The sequence below is a fragment of the Hymenobacter rubripertinctus genome (genome assembly GCF_003583925.1).
Taxonomy (GTDB): domain Bacteria; phylum Bacteroidota; class Bacteroidia; order Cytophagales; family Hymenobacteraceae; genus Hymenobacter; species Hymenobacter rubripertinctus.
This window is the reverse complement of the sequence record NZ_QYCN01000003.1, coordinates 1-19527: the sequence shown is the minus strand read 5'-3', so window position 1 is coordinate 19527 and position 19527 is coordinate 1. Positions and strand designations below refer to the sequence as shown.

The 19527-nt window shown below is 58.7% G+C and carries 16 protein-coding genes; 15 read left to right on the top strand and 1 reads right to left on the bottom strand.

Annotation, left to right across the window (positions count from 1 at the left end):
• The first annotated feature begins 23 nt into the window (after positions 1-23).
• The 15 genes from D0T11_RS02255 to D0T11_RS02195 all read left to right on the top strand — a co-directional run bounded on the left by D0T11_RS02255 (position 24) and on the right by D0T11_RS02195 (position 18973).
• Complete coding sequence (locus tag D0T11_RS02255) at positions 24-560, top strand: phage tail protein (protein ID WP_182888209.1); 537 nt, start codon at positions 24-26, stop codon at positions 558-560.
• 46 nt (positions 561-606) lie between these two features.
• Positions 607-1146: a phage tail protein gene (locus D0T11_RS02250; RefSeq protein WP_119654160.1), complete on the top strand. Its 540-nt coding sequence runs from the start codon at positions 607-609 to the stop codon at positions 1144-1146.
• A gap of 75 nt (positions 1147-1221) precedes the next feature.
• Positions 1222-2181 carry a methionyl-tRNA formyltransferase gene (locus tag D0T11_RS02245; RefSeq protein WP_119654159.1) on the top strand — a complete coding sequence of 320 codons (960 nt, stop codon included), beginning with the start codon at positions 1222-1224 and terminating at the stop codon, positions 2179-2181.
• Between the two features lie 61 nt (positions 2182-2242).
• Complete coding sequence (locus D0T11_RS02240; RefSeq protein ID WP_119654158.1) at positions 2243-8689, top strand: Ig-like domain-containing protein; 6447 nt, start codon at positions 2243-2245, stop codon at positions 8687-8689.
• A gap of 88 nt (positions 8690-8777) precedes the next feature.
• On the top strand, positions 8778-8993 hold the full coding sequence (locus D0T11_RS02235) for a PID-CTERM protein-sorting domain-containing protein (RefSeq protein WP_119654157.1): 216 nt from the start codon (positions 8778-8780) through the stop codon (positions 8991-8993).
• A 95-nt stretch (positions 8994-9088) separates the two neighbouring features.
• Positions 9089-9631, top strand: a complete 543-nt coding sequence (gene xrtX / locus D0T11_RS02230) for an exosortase X (RefSeq protein ID WP_119654156.1) — start codon at positions 9089-9091, stop codon at positions 9629-9631.
• A 3-nt stretch (positions 9632-9634) separates the two neighbouring features.
• A complete protein-coding gene (locus D0T11_RS02225; protein ID WP_245990578.1) occupies positions 9635-10159 on the top strand; it encodes an XrtX-associated membrane protein in 525 nt (174 codons plus the stop codon).
• A gap of 911 nt (positions 10160-11070) precedes the next feature.
• Positions 11071-11622 (top strand): hypothetical protein, encoded by a 552-nt coding sequence (locus tag D0T11_RS21975; protein ID WP_147374489.1) that lies wholly within the window; start codon positions 11071-11073, stop codon positions 11620-11622.
• Between the two features lie 288 nt (positions 11623-11910).
• Positions 11911-12771: a hypothetical protein gene (locus tag D0T11_RS21970; protein ID WP_147374488.1), complete on the top strand. Its 861-nt coding sequence runs from the start codon at positions 11911-11913 to the stop codon at positions 12769-12771.
• Positions 12768-13250, top strand: a complete 483-nt coding sequence (locus tag D0T11_RS21965) for a hypothetical protein (RefSeq protein ID WP_147374487.1) — start codon at positions 12768-12770, stop codon at positions 13248-13250. Before D0T11_RS21970 ends, D0T11_RS21965 begins: the two co-directional genes overlap by 4 nt.
• Positions 13251-13546: 296 nt before the next feature.
• A complete protein-coding gene (locus D0T11_RS21960; RefSeq protein WP_147374486.1) occupies positions 13547-13978 on the top strand; it encodes a hypothetical protein in 432 nt (143 codons plus the stop codon).
• 547 nt (positions 13979-14525) lie between these two features.
• Positions 14526-15044, top strand: coding sequence for a hypothetical protein (locus D0T11_RS21955; RefSeq protein WP_147374485.1), 519 nt, complete (start codon positions 14526-14528; stop codon positions 15042-15044).
• Between the two features lie 1424 nt (positions 15045-16468).
• On the top strand, positions 16469-17047 hold the full coding sequence (locus tag D0T11_RS02210; RefSeq protein WP_147374484.1) for a hypothetical protein: 579 nt from the start codon (positions 16469-16471) through the stop codon (positions 17045-17047).
• A gap of 326 nt (positions 17048-17373) precedes the next feature.
• Positions 17374-17790, top strand: a complete 417-nt coding sequence (locus D0T11_RS02205) for a hypothetical protein (protein ID WP_119654152.1) — start codon at positions 17374-17376, stop codon at positions 17788-17790.
• Between the two features lie 880 nt (positions 17791-18670).
• Positions 18671-18973, top strand: coding sequence for a hypothetical protein (locus D0T11_RS02195; RefSeq protein ID WP_119654150.1), 303 nt, complete (start codon positions 18671-18673; stop codon positions 18971-18973).
• Positions 18974-19012: 39 nt separating this feature from the next.
• On the opposite strand, the gene D0T11_RS02190 is transcribed toward D0T11_RS02195, so the two are convergent.
• The coding region (locus D0T11_RS02190; protein ID WP_119654149.1) for an IS630 family transposase at positions 19013-19527 on the bottom strand (515 nt) is incomplete at its 5' end.

Sequence of the window (19527 nt, the reverse complement as noted above, 5' to 3'; positions counted from 1 at the left end):
CCCACTTTTCTCCTCAAAGCATCATGGATAACTACTTAGGCGAAATCCGTATTTTCGGGGGAACATTCCCTCCCGTGGGTTGGCAGTTTTGCAGTGGTCAACTGCTCAGCATCTCGGAAAACGAAGCTCTCTATACCCTGCTGGGCACCACGTACGGCGGCGACGGCCAGAATACGTTCGCGCTGCCCAATCTGCAAAGCCGGGTGGCCGTGGGCATGGGCCAGGGGCCGGGGCGCAGCAACTACCAGCAGGGCCAAACCGCGGGCACCGAAAACGTAACGCTGACTACGGCGCAGCTGCCCGTGCACCAGCACCCTTTGCAGGCCAGCGTGAAAGCCGTAACGGGTGCCAACGGCCAGACCTCACCGGTCGGGGCGTACTTCGCCGATAAGGGTGGCGACAACTATACCGGCACCGCCGGCACTTCAACGCTGGGGGCCGACGCGCTGACGGGCACCCTCACGCCAGCGGGTGGCAGCCAGCCCCACTCCAATATCCAGCCGGCTCTGGCGCTTCAGTACATCATTGCCACGGAAGGCATTTACCCTTCGCAGCAGTAGTCTCGGCCCCTGGTTCTTTTTCCACTCTTTAATCGACAAGCACTTTATGGACGCGTTTATTGGTGAAATCCGCCTGATGGGCTTTGGCATTACCCCCAAAGGCTGGCTACCGTGTAACGGACAGACGCTGGCTATCAATACCAACCAGGCGCTGTTTGCCCTACTTGGTACCACGTACGGGGGCAACGGCGTGCAAACGTTTGCCCTGCCCGACCTGCGTGGCCGGGTAGCCGTGGGCACGGGGCAGGGTCCGGGACTGCAACCCTACGCCTGGGGCCAGATCGGAGGCATTGAAAGCGCCACGCTGCAACCCAACGAAATGCCGCAGCACACCCACACGTTTGCCGGCACTGTTAAGGTAGCCGACGGCGCGGCCAGCTCGCCCAACCCCGCTTTCGGCCAGTATCCGGCCCAGGGGTCGGCCACGCAGTACAGCACCGGCGCGCCCAACGCGACCATGGCCGGGGCCTCCTCCCTGGGTACTACGGGCAACGTCGGCAGCAGCCAGCCCCACGAAAACCGCCAGCCCGTGATAGGCATGAATTACTGCATCGCGACTCAGGGATACTTCCCCTCGCGCAACTAACATCAGCCCCCGATTGCGTGGGAGCCGCCGGCCGTTCCGGCGGCTCCCACGTTTTTCGCTGCTTTCTCTCCTTTTATGCGCCTGGCCGTTATCATTAGCAGTTTACTGGGCTACCCCCTGTTGCAGGACTTCGCTGCGCAGGGAGTGGTAGTGGCGGTAGGCGTGCCCGCCACCGGGCAGGAAGAGCCCGAGCAGCTGGCCTACACCATTGCCGCGACCGGCCTGCCCGTGGTGCGCCTGCGGCAGCCGGGCCTGGGCGCAGCCCTCACCGCCTGGCTCACCCCGCTCCAGCCCGACGCGGTGCTGGTGCTCACGCTGCCCTGGCGCATCCCGGCGGCCGTCCTCAGCCTGCCCCGCCACGGCTTCCTTAACGTCCACTTTGCCGCCCTGCCCGCTTACCGGGGTCCCGAGCCTCTGTTCTGGCAGATTCGCAACGGCGAAACCGCCGGGGCCGTCACCATTCACCGCATGGACGCCGACTTCGACACCGGCCCCATACTGGTGGCCGTGCCCGTACCCATTGGTCCTCACGACACGCACGGTCTGCACCGGGCCCAGTTGGCCGGGCAGGCCGTAGCCGCCGGCCGCCAGCTGCTGGCCTACCTGCGGGAGCAAACTCCCGCCAGTGGCGCGCCGCCGCCGCAAGATGCCGCGGCGGCGCGCTACTGGCCCCGCGCGGGCCTGGCCGACATCTGCGTGCACTGGACCGAGCCGGCCGAAGCCCTGGCCCGCCTGGTGCGGGCCACCAACCCCTGGAACCGCGGTGCCCTGGCCACGCTGCGCCAGCAGCCGTTGCGCCTATTGGGCGTCAGCCCGATGCCGGGCACGGTGGCGGCCCCGCCCGGCACCGTGGTGCGGGCCGAAGCCGACCTGCTGGTGGCCTGCGGCTCCGGCCAGCTATTGCGGCTGGATATGCTGGCCCTGGAGGAAGGCTACTTCACCGGTACCCAGCTAGTCGAGCTGGGTATTCAAGCCGGGGAAGTGCTGGGAGAATTTCCCCTAGAGCAGCCGGCGGCCGTGCCGCTGGAAGCCTGACCACCCCGGCCGATTTGCTAGGATTACAAACACTTGATTTCTCAACCAACTTCTCTTTCTCATGAGATTAAATCTACGCCGATTATTGCTCCTGCTGCTCCCGCTGGGCATGGCCTTTGGTGCCAAGGCCCAACTGTCAGTAATCGAGAGCTTCACCACCGATGGCGAAGGCAGTCGCTACGTATCGAACTCAGCAGCCCTGAACAGCACGCCGGGTTTTCCCTTCACGAACCTCTCGTATTTCGAGCGGGCCACCACCAACCCCGTGATGCGCGGGGCGACGACCACGTTCGGCACCGCCTCGAACCCCGCTCCCATCGGTGGGTCGCCGGGGCCGTTCTGGGCCTGCGAGGGCGTACGCGGCGACAACACGTCGAATGACCGCGCCCCGGGTACCGTTACCCTCAATACCATCAACGTGACCGGCTACACGGCCCTGAAAGTGGGCGTGAAGCTGGCTAACGCGCGCGGGCCGGGCAACACGAACGTCAACGCCGGCCCCATGTTCGAAAACGACGACAAGATTCGGATCGAATACGCCATGAACGGCGGCGCCTGGACCACCGTGGGCTTGTTTGTGGGCGACAACCCGATGACGAATGGCGACGGTCAAATGCGCCAGGATACGTCGGTCCCGCTGAACGAGATGTCGTGGGACGATGCGAGTGCCCCGGTACTGACCAATAGTATGCAGGCCTTTTTATTCAATATCCCGGTCACGGGCACCAGCCTGCAGGTGCGCGTGGTGCTCGACCAGCGCGGGGCTACGGAAGAACTTGCTTTCGACGATATTACCGTGACGGGTACTTTGGGCGGGCCAACCGCGCCCACCCTGGCCAACATCGAAACCACTGACATCAACTACCTGGAAGGTGACCCGGCCACGCAGGTGACGAACACGCTTACCGTCAGCGGAACCATTACGGGGGCCACCATTCAGATTCAGTCGGGTTTCGTGACCGGGCAGGACGTGCTCAGCTTTACGCCCGTCGGCTCCATCGTGGGCAGCGGCGGCTCAACGAGCACCAACGGCACGCTGACGTTGACCGGCACCGGCACGGCCGCCCAATACCAGCAGGCCCTACGCTCGGTCACGTACCGCAACTCCAACACCACCAACCCGACCACCGCCACCCGGATTATCCAGTTTACGGGGGCCAACGGCACTTCCAACAGCCCGGTACAGGCGCGCAATATCCTGGTGACCAGCACCCTGAACGCGGCGGCGGCGCTGCCCTACACCGAAGACTTTGAAACCGACGGGGAAAGCGCCCGCTACTCGACCAACAGCTTTAGCTCCACCATGGCCCTCGGCTACGGCCGTACCACGGGCGCAACACCTGCCAACGGCTACTCCTCCACTTCCTACACGAATTTCAACGGGACTACCTACCTCTACGCCGAAGGCGTTTCCAACGGGAATAACCCCGACCCGCGCCGAATCGGGGAGCTGATTCTGGCCCCGGTAGATGCGACCAACTACAAAGACCTGCACTTCAAGCTGCGCCTGGGGGCCAGCACCGGAACGTTTGAAACCGACGACTACGTAAAGTTCTACTACCGGCTCAACGGCAACGCGGGCACCTGGGTACTGTTCGGCACATTTGCCGGCAACGCTTCCGGTAACCTGGTGATGGGGAGCACCACGCTGGGTAACGCCTTGCAGGACGTGGACTTTACCCTACCGGCAACCCTGACGGGCACCCCCCTGGATTTCCGGGTGGAACTGAAAAACGATGCCTTTGAAGAGGTCGTGCTCGACTACATCCGCGTCACCGGCACGCTGCTGGCAGCTCCGACCGTAACGACGGCCGTTGCCACCAGCGTAACGACGACCAGCGCCGTGCTGGGCGGCAACGTAACGGCCGACGGCGGGGCCACCGTGACGGAGCGCGGCGTGGTCTACGTGGTGGGCACGGGCACGCCTACCACCGCCGAGATGAAAGCAGCTAACGGCACGGGTACGGGCGCCTTCTCGGCGACGATAACCGGCCTGACTCCCAGTACGCAGTATACAGTGCGGGCCTACGCCATCAACAGCATCGGCACCAGTTACGGTAATCCGGTGAGCTTCACCACCACCGCGCCCACCATTACGGTGGCCCCGGCCACGTTGCCCAACGGCACCGTGGCGGTGGCCTACAGCCAGACCATCTCGGCCTCGGGCGGCACCGCTCCCTATACCTACGCCCTCACGGCCGGGACCCTACCCACGGGCCTGACGCTGGCGGCCAACGGTACCCTGGCGGGTACGCCCACGGCCGGCGGCACCTTCAGCTTCACCATTACGGCCACCGATGCTTCAACCGGCAACGGCCCTTATAGCGGGGCGCGCGCCTATTCGCTCACTATTGCCGCGCCCACCATTGCAGTGGCTCCGGCGACGTTGCCGAGCGGCACCGTCGCGGCGGCTTATAGCCAGAGCATCACGGCCTCGGGGGGCACGGCTCCGTACACCTACGCCCTCACGGCCGGCGCACTGCCGACGGGCCTCACGCTAACGGCCAGCGGCACGCTTGCGGGCACGCCCACGGCCAGCGGCACCTTCAACTTCATCATCACGGCCACCGATGCCTCGACGGGCGCGGGTCCTTACAGCGGTGCGCGTGCTTACACGGTGCTCATTAACGCCCAGGCGGTAACCGCCGCCCCGGTAGTAACCACGCCGGCCAACGGCAGCTTCAGCACCACGACTACGCCCACCTACCAAGGCACGGCCGTGGCCGGCAGCACCGTGACGGTACTCATCGATGGCTCCAGCATTGGCACAACCACGGCCACCGGTGCCGGCACCTTCAGCCTGAGCCAGCCCACGGCCCTAAGCCAGGGTAGCCACACGGTGCGGGCCACGGCCCAGACCAGCGGTTCCGCCCAGAGCGCCAGCTCCAATACCAACACGTTCACCGTAGACTCGGTGCCGCCCACGGTGGCCATCAGCTCGACCACGGCCGCCAACGGCAGCGGCAGCAGCAACGCTACGTTCGCGTATACCGTGACCTTCTCCGAAACCGTGACCGGCTTTGTATCCGGTGATGTAACGGTGGGCAATGGCACGCTTTCCGGCTTTGCGGGCTCGGGCACGGCCTACACGTTTAACGTGACGCCCGCCGCCAACGGCGCGGTGACGGTGAACGTGGCCGCCAACGTGGCCCAGGACGGAGCCGGCAACGGCAACACCGCCGCCACTCAGTACGCCATCACCTACAGCCAGGCCGTCACGGCCGCCCCGGTGATAACGGACCCAACCAACGGTAGTTATCGGGCCACGACCACGCCTACGTACGTGGGCACGGCCCCGGCCGCCAGCACCGTAACGGTGTACGTGGACGACACAGCCATCGGCACGACTACGGCCACGGCCAGCGGCAACTGGGCCCTGAGCCAGCCCACGGCCCTGAGCCAGGGCTCCCACACGGTGCGGGCCACGGCCCAGACCAACGGCTCAGCCGTGAGTGCTAGCTCGGGTTCGGTTAACTTCCTGGTTGATACGGTGCGCCCTACGGTAGCCATCACCAGCTCGGCCGGCAGCCCCACCAGCAGCTCACCCATCCCCATAACGGTAACCTTCTCGGAGAGCGTAACCGGCTTCGTGGCCGCCGACGTGACGGTGGGCAACGGGACACTTTCCGCCTTTGCAGGCTCGGGCACGATCTACACGTTTAACGTGACGCCGACCGCCGCCGGCACAGTGACGGTGAGCGTAGCCTCCAGCGTGGCCCTGGACGCGGCCGGCAACGATAACGTGGCTTCCCCAACCTTCTCGATCACCTACTCGGCTCCGGCCCTTGCCCTGGCCCCGGCCACGCTGCCCAACGGCACTGTGGGCACGGCCTACAGCCAGACTATCACGGCCTCGGGCGGCACGGCTCCTTACAGCTTCGCCGTTACGGCCGGCGCGCTGCCCACGGGCCTGACGCTGGCAGCCAACGGCACGCTTTCGGGCACGCCCTCGGCCAACAACGCGTTCAACTTCACCCTCACGGCTACCGATGCCAGCCCGGCTCCCGGCCCCTACTCCGGCGCGCGCGCCTACTCGGTGACCATTTCGAGTCAGCCCGCAACGGCCACGCCGTCGGTAACCGTACCAAGCAACAACAGCCGGCTTGTAACCACTACCCCCACTTACCGGGGTTCGGCGGTGCCCGGCACCACGGTAACCGTGTATGTAGATGGCACGAGCATTGGCTCTACCGCCACCACGAGCAGCGGCACTTTTACCCTGATCCAGCCCTCGGCCCTTTCGCAGGGCAGCCACACGGTGTACGCCACGGCCCAGGCGGGCAGTCAACCCGTGAGTGCCAACTCGGCCATTGTGACCTTCAGCATCGACTCGATCCCGCCTTCGGTAGCGCTCAGCTCCACGGCATCCAGCCCGACCAGCACCTCCCCCATTCCGGTACAGGTGGTGTTCTCGGAATCTGTGACGGGCTTCGTGGCCGGCGACGTAACGGTGAGTAATGGTACGCTGAGCAGCTTTAGCGGGAGTGGCACGACCTACAACTTCACCGTGACGCCCGCCGCCAACGGCGCGGTGACGGTGGATGTGGCCGCCAACGTGGCCCAGGACGCGGCCGGCAACGGCAACACCGCCGCCCCCCAGTTCAGCATTCAGTACAACGCCCCTGTCGTTGTTACGGTCACGACCTGGACGGGCGCGGTTAGCACCGACTGGTTCACGGCCGGCAACTGGACGGCCGGCGTGCCCACGACCACGCTCGATGCCACCATTGCCAACGGCACGCCCCGCTACCCACAGGTTAGCGCCGGTACGGCCCAGGTGCGCAGCCTGACCCTGAACAGCGGCACGACCCTGACCCAGACCGGCGGCACGCTCGACGTGCGCGCCGACCTGACCAACAACGGCTCCTTCCAGCCCACCGGTGGCACCGTGGTGCTGGGCACCAGCGCCCAGGCCCGCCTGCTGGGCAGCAGCAGCACCCGCTTCTGGAACCTGACCGCTCAGGCCAACGGCGCGCAGCTGAGCACCGCCGCCGGCTCTTCCGTGCAGCGCCTGCTCACGCTCACCGGCAACCTGACCACCAACGGCAACCCGCTCACCCTCGAATCGAACGCGGCCACAACGGCCCTGCTCGTCAACAGCGGCGGAATCGTCGTGGGCAATGCCACCGTGCAGCGCTATATCGACCCGAGCCTGAACAACGGCCTGGGCTACCGCCACTACGCCTCGCCCGTGCAGGCCACCCGCGTCAGCGACCTGGCCACCAGCGGCTTCGCGCCCGTCGTTAACCCCGCCTACAACAACGCGCCCAACCCGGGGGCCGTAGTGCCCTTCCCCACCGTGTTCGGCTACGACGAGGCCCGCCTGACCGGCGCCAGCGCCACCACCCGCGCCTTCGAGCAGGGCTACTTCTCCCCCGCTACGCTGAGTGACGCGCTCAACCCCGGCCGGGGCTACACCGTCAACATCGCCGCCAGCGAGAAAGTCGCCCTCACCGGCACGCTCAACACCGGCACCGTGCCCGTGGGCGCGCTCTCGCGCGGCCCCGAGCAAAACGCCGGCTGGCAGCTGCTGGGCAACCCCTACCCCGCCCCGCTCGACTGGAACGTGGCCCGCACCGGCCTGCCCACGGGCGTGCAGGATGCCATCTACGTCTACCAGTCGGCCGACCAGTACACCGGCACCTACCAGTTCTACCAGAACGGGTTCGGCACGCTGCCCGGCGGCCTCATCGGCTCGATGCAGGGCTTCTTCCTGCGCGTGAGCCAGAACGTGCCCAGCTTCAGCTTCCAGAATGCCTGGCGCTCGACCACTTACCAGAACCCGAGCTTCAACCGCGCTGCGGCCGACTCGCGGCCGATGGTGCAGCTGGACCTGGTGGATGCCCGGGGCACCCACGAGCCCACGTTCGTGTATTTTGAGCAAGGCGCCACGGCCGGTTTCGATGCCAGGTTTGACGCCGAGAAGCTGCCCAACTCCACGGGCCTGAACCTGAGTAGTGAAGCCGCCGGGCTTCAGCTGGCCGTGAACGGCCTGCCGCCCACCACCACGGCTACCGTGGTCGCGCTGGCGGTAGGCGTGCCCACCACGGGCACCTACACGTTGCAGGCCGCCGCCCTGCTCAACCTGGCCGCCACGGGCGTGTACCTGCACGATGCCGTAACCGGTCAGCAAGTCAACCTCGGACAGCAGGCCAGCTACTCGTTCACGGCCAGCAACGCGGCCCTGCTCACCAACCGCTTCAGCCTGCGCTTCGCTCCGCTGGGGCCGCTTGCCACCAAAACGGGCCTGACGGCCGCCGACGTGAGCGTGTACCCCAACCCGGCCCACGCCAGCTTCACGCTGAAGCTGCCGGCCATCAGTGGCACTTCCCAGGCCCGGGTAACGCTCTACTCGGTGCTGGGCCAGTCCCTGCGTGACTTCACGCTGGCGCTGCCCGCCACCGGTGCCCAGGCCACGCTCAATGTGCAGGACCTGCCCACGGGCGTGTACGTGTTGCGCGTGCGCGCCGGGGCCACCACAATTACCAAGCGGGTAGTGGTGGAGTAAGCCTAACGCAGCAGGTAGGCGGGCCACCCCGGCCCGCCTGCCTGCTGCGCGGCTATTGCCCTCACTTGATTTCTGACTTAATCTGACCATGAAACAACTCCTGAAACCCTTTCTGTTACTGGCCCTGACGCTGCTCCTGCCCGCTTCCGCCGCCCTGGCCCAGGGTCCCGGCTCGGGCGGGCCGGTTCCGGACCCCACCGACCCCACGGCCGTCCCCCTGGATGGGGGCGCTTCGCTGCTGCTGGCCGGGGGCGTGGCGTACGGCCTCAGGCGCCTGCGCGCCCGGCGCAGTGCCCGTTCTTAAAAGACGCGGGTCCCAGCTACTTTTCTTAACTTGCCCGGGCCGCTGCTAACTACAGCGGCCCGGTGCGTTACCGGGGTTCTCTATTTCGCTTCCTTATGTCCGCTACTTCTCTTATTCGTTCCGGCTGGGCCTGGCTGCACGCCCATCCCCAGCAGCGGTTTTTGCTGCTGGCGGCCCTGATGTACGTCGCCTGGGTGCTGGGCTACGAGCACGGGCTGGCGCTTGACGGCCGGCTTGATGATGCCCTCTCGGTGAACCTGGCCGCCACCTCGGCCGGCTTGCTGCGCCTGACGGGCTTTGCGGCCGGCACCCAGGCCGACGTTCCCACCATCGTAACCATGTACGACCAGGCGGCCGTGATTGTGGGCAACCCCTGCAACGGGCTGGTGCTCTACGCCCTGTTTGCCGGCTTCGTGCTCTCGTACCCGGGCAACGGCCGCCGCCGGCTGTGGTTCATTCCCCTGGGCATTGCCACCATTTACCTGCTCAACGTGCTGCGTATCGCCGTGCTGGCCCTCAACCACACGTACTGGTACCACACCGTGGAGTTCAACCACCACTACACCTTCACCTTCGTGGCCTACGGGGCCATTCTGGTACTGTGGGCCCGCTGGGTACGCCCCGCCGTCAGCGCCTAGCACATGCTGGATCATTCCGAGCGGCAGCGCACTGCCCACCGGTCCTGGCTGCAATGGCTGTTGTTGGTCAGCCTGGCTCTGTTCTTATTCTGCCTGGGCCAGTTTCAGGAACTGGCTTTCGCGGGCCTGACCACCGGCTGGCAGGCGGTGCAGCACGCCTTTGGGGTTTCCGCCGCCGGACCCGCGAGCGGTTCGCTCAGCACCCACGGGCTGGTTGTGGGCCTTGCCTACCGCCTGCTGTACGTGCTGCTGAGTATCCTGCTGCTGCACTTGGTGCTGCGGGGCCAGGGTACCCGGTTTGTGGCTTTGGGCTACGCCGGGGGCCTGGGGCTGAGTGTGGGGCTACTGCTGCTGGGCCAGCGGGCCGGTCTGCCGCTGGCCACCGAGCAGGGCCATCGGTTGCTGGACCTGCTCAGCTCCCCCTTGGCCTGGGTGCTGTTCTACGGGCTGCTGCGGCTGCGGCGCTCCGCAGCAACCGTCCGCTACCCGAAATCGGGGGCAGCCAGTAATTTACGCGGGCCGGTTTGAGCGCCAGCCACCAAACCGCTAGGGCCTGAAAATCCATAGGGTTGGATGAGGAGCGGTGTCGCGGGTTGTTTCGGCTTGAGCCGCCGCAACCCGCGACACCGCTCTTGCATTTCCCCTGTCAGCTGTCAGGACTTGATAGTGGTATTTCGTGAAGGTTAAGCGGAACAGCAAAGACGCGTCGGGTAACAGAAGCCGGCCGGGCCAGCCAGCTACAACAGTGGGGGCACCTCTGGCACTTGCCGGAGCAGGGGAACCCGAACCGCCCTGAGTGGCGGTTGACGTGTCAGGTATTTCCCGGAAACTAAAAATATCTGACACTGGCGGGCAAAAAAGTGTCAGGTATTTTTGCATTTTGCGTAATACCTGACACTAATTTCACCCGCTGCCAGCGGGGGCGTAGAGGTCAGGTGAGTCGTAAGCCTGGTGCGATGCTTCGGCCAACGTTGGCGAGCGGCAAGTGCGCCAGTGCCGAGTTGCGCAAGCAAAGGGTGGCGGTGGCTGGCCGTCGAGCGGGCCAGCCGCCGCATCGTGGCCTGGGTGCTGGCCGACCGAAGCCGGGCTACGGCCCAGCGCCTGCGGCACGCACTACCCCACGCACTACCCCACGGGCACGTGGTACTACATAGATAAGTGGCAGGCCTACCGGGGCGTGTTGGCACCCACCGCCCACCGGCCCAGCCCCAAAGGCAGAGGCCAGATGAGTAGCATGGCGGCCATCAACTGTACGTTGCGCCAGGGGTTCGCTATATTGGTGGGCAAGTCCTGCTCGTTCAGTTGGTGCGAGAAGATGCATCAGATCCGCATTCAACTCATCATGGACGAGCACAACCGCCGGCTAACGCCAACCGAAGCAGTAGTGCATCAGAAAGCGCCTGTTCGGGTCAGAGCGCTTTTCGCGTGTCGTTGGCCCGGTGCTGCTGATTGCCGAACCGATCGGACCGCAAAAAGCGGTCGGGCTGAAGCAGCCAGATACTACGGTTACTTTTGCGCCAAGGCTTAAATTATTCCTCATGGTACCATCGCCGAATTTTAAAATGAAAAATATTTTATCACTGCTAACGGCATTGATTATTTTCACTGCTTGTCAAGTACAGAAGACAGAAAAATTGAAAGTAGATCGCAGATATTCTTTCAATCCTAGAATATTAGACACTTCAAAACGCGCAAATAGAAACGTTCTTAAATCGTATTTTCTATGCAATTGTGTAAAAGTAAATTCAGAAAGTGATGATAGTAGTTCTGCATTATACTTCGAATCGTTAAGCAATTATTCTCAATACGCTTTGGATTTTTTTGAAAATTATTCACACAGTTATGCTTTAAAAATAAACGAAACCAATAAAGAATTTACGTTTGCTGAGTGCATGAGACACTACAACAGCAGAGAATTCAATAAAATTGTTGCGAATTTAGATTCTGCTTTGCATTTAAATAGACAAAAATCAAGTTGGGGGAAACCCTGACAATACGAATTGTAATATAGCAGTTTCGCGAGCGATTTGTACAGTCCGATGTAGAGACGTATATCCACATCTTGTCACCCGCGCTGCTGTTATGTTATCGTTCCCGAAGCCGCTCTGCTGGCTATATCAACTAACATCCCTACCCCATGAAACACGCTTACCTCTGCTGCCTGCTATTGCTTCCCGGTGTCACGCTGGCCCAGCAAGCCTTCTCTCCCCGCTTTGCGATGGGTACCGTGGTCTAGTTGCCCCCCGGCGCAAACCACAGCAACCTGACCATCGCCGATTTTGACCGCGCATCAGTTTGCCATCGGCGACCCGGTCAACTTCAACGACCCCAACGGGGACCGTTACGAGGCTCCGAACAACGGCGGCGGCATGGGGAACTATGACAATAGCAGCGGCGGCGGCTTCGGGGGCATGGGCGGCGCAAACCGGGGCTACGGGGGCTCGCCCGTCAACGACTGGGGTTCTGGCTTTTATGGTGGGGGACCAGGGCTCTTAGGTACTGTGATGAATGCGGGTGGTGGCAGCAATATTGGAAGTCAGCTTTCTAAATCTTGGAACCTTGTATTAGTCACGAAAATTTGGACAGTTGTTAATAAAGTCAAGGGAATAGATGGTGATCCATACACGGTAGAATTATCGTGGGTGGAATGGGAGGTTAATAAAAAGAAGGGATTTCAGAATACTCAGTTTTATTTCTTTCCTGCCAGCAGAGAAAGTGAAGCATATGAAGTCATGTTATATTTATCAAAAAGAGATAGAAACGCAGAAATCGCAGCTTATTTAGCCGTCAATAATAGAACCAACGTAAAAGGGGTATTAATTATGCCATGGGCTGGTAATGACAATAGAAGTTCTGAAACCTTTATAGGAAGTGCATTGAGTGTACGCGACAGAAGAAGCATTACTACTTTGCATGGAAATCAGTATACAGCGTTAGGCTATATACATACTCATGACAACTCTATTCGCCCTTCCGATGCAGATTATAATTTTTCAGAATGGCTCGGGCTTCCAAGTTATACTATGACGCAATTTGAATACCTTCTAATTCCTGATAGAAGCCAACGTTTTGAAGTTACAGGATATACTTTCGATTTGATAAAACCTGATGGCCATACTTCACTTTTGGAAAAGAAATGAAACACTCGAACATTTTATTTTTTATTTTGCTCTTTATTTCAAACTCTTGCACTGAGCAAGGGCATGAATCAGCTGTTCGTATAGACACTCAACTTGCTGCGATAATCACCGACTACATAAAGGCATGCGAGCCAAATAAAGACAAAATAGCGGTGACAATCAAGTATAGCGGTTGCTCCAATCGAAAAGTATTTTATATCGAAAACACAACTGAAAACCCCTATATTAACAAGAAATATCCGTCTGAGTATGCTCTGATAGGTAATTACATGGTTCTTTTTTACAATGAGGCAAGTCCTTATATAGGTAAACCAGAAATAAAAGCGGTGAATGATTATTCATTAAAATATTTGAAAAATTCAAATGATTACACCAGATTGTATGACCCTTTGGTCTGGAAAGTAGTCATTTGCGATAAATCAATGAGTGTTAATAAGGGATACATATTTTCGAATTCTGACTGCTTTAGATGTAAATAGGTTCTTGGGAATCATGTTCATTTAGGTAATTTGAGCAAGACAAAATATAGTTGTTGAAAAATCCGTTTTTTTAAAGGCATAGACGACAGGGGATACCTATCAGAAATATGCATCTCTAAAGAATTATACATAATGATCACTGATTCTGATGAAAAGCCTACATTTACAGGGCATGCAACAATTAAAATAAGTAATTACATTATGAAAGGTGATTCATCGTCATCTTGTGGTTTCCTTGATGGTCAAATACACAACTACATTGAAAGTGCATCAAAAGCGGGAATTTGGATTTTAAAATGAAAAAGAAGTTTGTATTCCTAATGGCATCGATTGTTTTCACTAACAGTCACGCACAGAACATAGAAAGAATAAAAGTAGATCGCAAACATTCTTTGAGTCCTGAAGTATTGATCACTTCAAAACATGCAAACAGGAATGTTCTTAGATCTTTGTTTCTATGCAATTGTGCAGGAAGTAAATCACAATATGACGATTATAGTTCGGCATTATATTTTGATTTGCTGAGTAATTATTCTCAAGATGCCTTAGACTTTTTTTTAACATATACAAGAAATTATATTTCAAATGCAAATGAAAATGACAGAAAATTCATGTTTGCAGCATGCATGAGACACTATAACAGCAGAGAATTTAATAAAATTGTTGCAGATTTAGATTCTGCTCTGTATTTAAATAGATACAAGAAAGAAAAAATTGGCAAAAATTGACAGTACGACTTGTAATACAGCAGTTTCGCGAGAGGTATATAGAGACGCATATTCGCGTCTTGTCGTCCGCGCCGCTGTGGTGTGGTGTGGTGTCATCATTCCCGAAGCAGCTGTAATTACCCTAAATTGCTGGCTATATCAACTAACATCCCTGCCCCATGAAACACGCTTACTTCTTCTGCCTGTTCTTGCTTCCCGGTGCCACGCTGGCCCAACGGTCCTTTACCCCCCGCTTTGCGGCGGGTACCGTGGTCCAGTTGCCCCCCGGCGCAAACCCCAGCGACCTGACCATCGCCGATTTTGACCGCGCATCAGTTTGCCATCGGCGACCCGGTCAGCTTCAACGACCCCAACGGGGACCGTTACGAGGCCCCGAACAACGGCGGCGGCATGGGAAACTATGACAATAGCAGCGGCGGCGGCTTTGGGGGCATGGGCGGCGCAAAGCGGGGCTACGGGGGCTCACCCGTCAACGACTGGGGGTCTGGCTTTTACGGTGGCGGAGGTAATGGCTTAGGTGGTGGCGGTGCCTACATTGGGGGGGCGCATGATGATGACATCCGTGCAGGTATCGCATTGGCAAGTGGCATATAGTCCCAGTTATGACTGGGCCTACTACTCACAAACTACCTCAGTCGAGCAAAAAAGTGTCAGCCGTAAAAGCGCTTCTGCTAACGGATTTGGTTTTGAGATGGGCAGTATATCCTTCGATCGAAGGACTTTCTTAGCTGCATTCATGAACACTCCGGATAAAAGCATACTAGATAGGACAGGGGATGCTGTTGGAAGCCACGGCCTCTTTACTGGTTACTTCGCACACGAAATAGAAAGGGCAGCAGCATTAGGTAAATCTTCGGGTAGACTAAACACAGCATTAGTCCCTTTTATCAGAACGTATACTGCCGCATTAGGGCAAATTCAGATTAAGCCCAGTACAGCATTCGGGTTCGAAAAATTTACTACGATTGCCGCACCTCTTTTTAAATTATATACTTTTTTAAATATATTTAATGATAGAAAAATAACAGCAGGCAATATATATGAGGCAGGTATATTGCGCGCGTAGATTACCTTTCCGGTATTCGGATTATTGTACGGTGCCGCTGATTTAAAAACGTCTCTGATTTTTGGAACTAGTCTTACAAGTCGAATTAAAAGTGGCATCGATTCCCAAATAACAACAAATTTAAAGCTCTGATGATGATCATTTTCAATACTGTGTATGTTTTTCTAATAGGAAAAACCAATAAAGGAACTAGAAGGCACGCTCATAGTTTATTAACTGTAATGCAAGGCCTACTGCTCTCTTCACTCTGTATAAAAACTATTTGCATTTTTTTATCTATATGTTATTTTAATAACAATTATAAAACATACTTTAATATATTTATATTATTTGCAATTGGTATAATTGGATATTTAAACGGAATTTATTATAATGATAATAAAATAATTGATATTACAGAAGAATGGAATAACAGGAATAGTGCGACAAATTATTCTATAGTTTTTTTGTTTTTTTTACTTATTGCCTTTTATTTTTTTGGCTTATTGGTATATTAAAATATTGAATAACCCCTTAATAATACTTAAAATTTATTTTAAGTATTATTAAGGGGTTATAAATGATAGTGGTTTACTGTAGGCTCGTAGTTATTCTGATTATTTTCGCAACTCACGTTCCCACTGCTTGCTCAATTACAGCTTATTTTCAAGAGCCGATCACTTTTTCTAACTTGCTGGCTATACAAACTAACACCTCTACCCCATGAAACACCACGCTTACTTCTTCTGCCTGCTCTTGCTTACTGGTATCACGCTGGCCCAGTAAGCCTTCTCTCCCGTTTTGCGGCGGGTACTGTGGTCTAGTTGCCACCCGGCGCAAACCACAGCAACCTGACCATCGCCGATTTTGACCGCGATAACCGCCCGGACTTCGCCGTCAGTGAGCGGGGGCTGAACACGGTGCAGGTATACCGGCAGCAACCTACCGGGCCGATTGCCTTCCGGGTTCCCGGTGCCTCCTATGCCGTAGGGGCCGAGCCCAGCAGTGTGGTGGCGTTCAAATTTGGTAACCAACAAGGCCAGCCCGACGACTTGGTAGCGGTCAGCGGTACCGACTCACGTTCACGCATAATTCGCCCGTTAAATCTGGTCGGGGTTGGCGCAGACGCAGACGCACGGGAGTATTTGGGTTCCAAACGGCCCGCTACCTGGAAGAAGCGTTGTCGCCATCCACCTGCGTAGCCATAGCCGATGGATAGCGACGGCGGCCTGATGCTCTTACCAACCGGCCAGCGGAGTGATGGGATGAAATAAACTACGGCAGAACTGGTCCTAGTCAAGGCCTTAGAGCCCGAACCGCCCTGAGTGGCGGTTGGTGTGTCAGGTATTTCCCGGAAACTAAAAATACCTGACAGTGCCGGGCAAAAAAGTGTCAGGTATTTCTGCATTTTGCGTAATACCTGACACCTATTTTACCCGCTGCCCATGCCCCGTCGTGCTGCTCCTTCTTCGCATATAGTGGCCGCCGTGCGCGCCTGGTTTGGCCTCGGGCAGGCCGAGCTGGCCCTTTACCTGGGCGTTAGTGCGGCACTGGTGCAGGCCGTGGAGGCGGGCCGCCGCCGCTTTCCGCTGGCCCTGGTGCCCACCTTGCTGCCCCTCACCCACCACTTGCCCATCGCCCCGGCTCCAGCTCCCGACCCAGCACTGGCCGACGCCCCGGCTCCAGCCCCCGATCCGGCGCTGGCCGATGCTGCCGCACTGGCTTTTCGCCGCCGCCAATGCTTGGTCCAGGCCCAGCGCCTGGCCGCCGAGCTGGCTTCGCTGGAAGCCAACGGCCGGGCCGCTACCCATTGGGCCGCGGCCCTGCCGGCCCTACGTGCCACCAGCCCGCCCCCGCTGCCCGGCAGCACCCCGGCCGAAGCCGCCGCCCGCGAAACCTGGCGGCAGGACTGGCTGAGCCGCCGCGCCCGCCCCCGCCCGCCCGCCGAGGCCACCCGCGCCGCCTTGCTCCGCGCCCGCCTCGCGGGCCTGGCCACCGAGGCGGCGGCGCTGGGGCCAGCGTGAGGCGGCGGCAGTTCCTGCCCTCCCCCGCTCACGTTTGCTCCACATCCTACCTGCTGTTACGCAGGTCGCTTCTGGTATCTGCGGTGGCAGGTCGTTTTTCGTTGCTCGTTACTCGTTTTTCGGGGCTGATTGGTTGCTGAAAGTGAAGCAGCCCCGAAAAACGAAAAACGAGCAACGAAAAACGAATACTTCAACGGCTACTGCATAGCAGCAGATACTAAACCGCCCACCCGCTACGTTGAAGCAGGTAACCGGCGCGGGGAGGGCCCTCTCCTCCTGGCCTGCGGGGTGCCGGCTCATCTTTCCTTTCTTATTTTCTTTTCGCTATGATCGATTACACCATCCTTATCACCCGGGCCGACTGCGACACGGCCACGGCCGAACTCGACTTCGAGCTCAAAACCTTCAGTACCCGCGATGCTACCCTGGACCTGGCCGACGAGCGCGGCGACCGGGCCCAGGCCAGTGCCAGTGCCCAGCTCGCCAGCCTCGACGGCCGCATTGCCGCCGCCGAAAACCTGCTCGCCGCCACCGGCATTGCCGCCGAGCTGCGCGAAGCCACCACCGATGATTTGGCCCTGCTGCGAGCCCAGCGCACCAAACTCGACAAGCGCACCCGCCAGCAGGGCGGCGTGCGGCGCTTCCTGGCCGCGGTTGATGCCCAGCAGGTGGCCGACCAGGTAGCCACGCTCACGGCTGCCAGGGCCGGGGTAGCCGCCCACCGGGCCACGCTGCCCGCCTAAGCCCCGCTTTAGGTATCCGGTGCCCCCTTCGCTCCCAGTGCCGGGGGCGGAGGGGGCCTTTTTTTGGCGGCGCCCCTGCGCCGAGCCCCGCACCGGCCCGCACCGGGCAGGCTCCGGCCCGGCCGCTAGGAGCGCAAGCGTGGTATATGGCGGCCCCGGGCAACACGAGAGCCGTCACCAGGGGCAGGTGGGCCTTCTTATAGCAGCGGGGGGATAAAATTACTTTAAGCATTCCCAGCCTTTGAGGTCATGCGGCTCCCAAAATCCTGTTCGCCCAGGCCCAGGAAAGCACTTGGGTTTGAGTTTACGAAACTCATCTCATTTTCGAGTTTCGTAAACTTTGAATCGTAGACGGGTTTCTTAAACTTTCCCGACCATGCAGTAGGCACCTAGCACTTAGTGACGAGCTGCTACTGATCGTTTAGTGAAAGGAGCAATATTGTTAACAGTTATAACGTACTTCCCTTAGCAATCCCCATTCAAGTCCCTGTTGATGAAATACTATATTCCCTTTCTGCTGAATGGAGGATTGCTACTCTTTACTTATCCTTTCATCGGAGCTCAATCGGGGTCGGGCCTCGCTGTCTTAGGGGCCATCTTCATTGTGATTACGATCGGCTTTCTGCTCAATATTGTACTAGGCATCTTCTACCTGGTGCGGGGAGAGCGTAAGTTGGGTGCCATTTACCTGACAATAGTATTTGGTTTCTGCTTGCTCTTTTTTAGCACGTCTGTTAACGGCAAGTTGGTCAATGGATAGTACAAACCCATAATCGCTCGGTGACGGTTAGCTCATAAAAACGGTGGCAAGATAAACGCGCTTCGTTTGCTGAAAGGAGCGTTTTCAAGTCCTCGCCCTAATTACCTTAGCCCTTCGATTATGGCCACCTCCCTAACAAAGCTACTTGACTTCCCAGACGACCATCTGTTCTGGTTCGGATCGGCTTTCCGGTGCTATAACGTGGGCATGAGCAACGTTACCCCCGAAGACGATTACTACGATTACCTGCTGGTGGACCCGCAAGGGGAAGAATACATGATGGTCGTGAATGCGACCGTTGGAAACGTCAAGGCGGGGTATGTTCCGTTCGCCCTTCAAATCGCTCGCGAGAACGGCAATGCGGCCACCGCGCACGAGGTTCGCAGGGTAATGGGAAGCGAGCAAGTGTTTTACCTCGGATGAGCGCGAATTAACACAGCGGACTAATAAGTGAGCTAGTGCTTAGTCAGGCAAGTTAGTTGCCCTAATCTTCTGGTAGTGGCGGTCGAGTTTGACGCGGGCTTTTTCCAGCGTGAATTGCCATTTGACCGTGGCCCGGGCCGCATTGCGTTCGGCCACGCAAGCGGCGACGTGGGCGGTGAGTTCTTCTTGGGTAGGAATGCGCTGGCGCAGGCACTGGCGGGCGATGGCCGAGAGTTCGAGTTCGACCATGTTGAGCCAGGAGGCATTTTTGGGCGTGTAATGCAGTTCGAAGCGCGCGGCCAGGGCGCGGGCCTCTTGAGCGGGCAGGTGCTGGTAAAACACGGCATCCGTATGGGTGTTGAGGTTGTCCTGCACCAGCACGATTTTCGCGGCCTGGGGGTAGGCCGCCGCCAGGCGTTGCAGAAAGCGGCAGTAGTCGGCCCCGGTGCGCCGGGCCGAGACCTCGACCAGGCGCTGGCCCGTGCCGGGCTCGAAAGCGGCCAGCAGGCAGGCCGTGCCCTGGCGCACATAGGTGCTGCTCTCGCGCCGGGGTC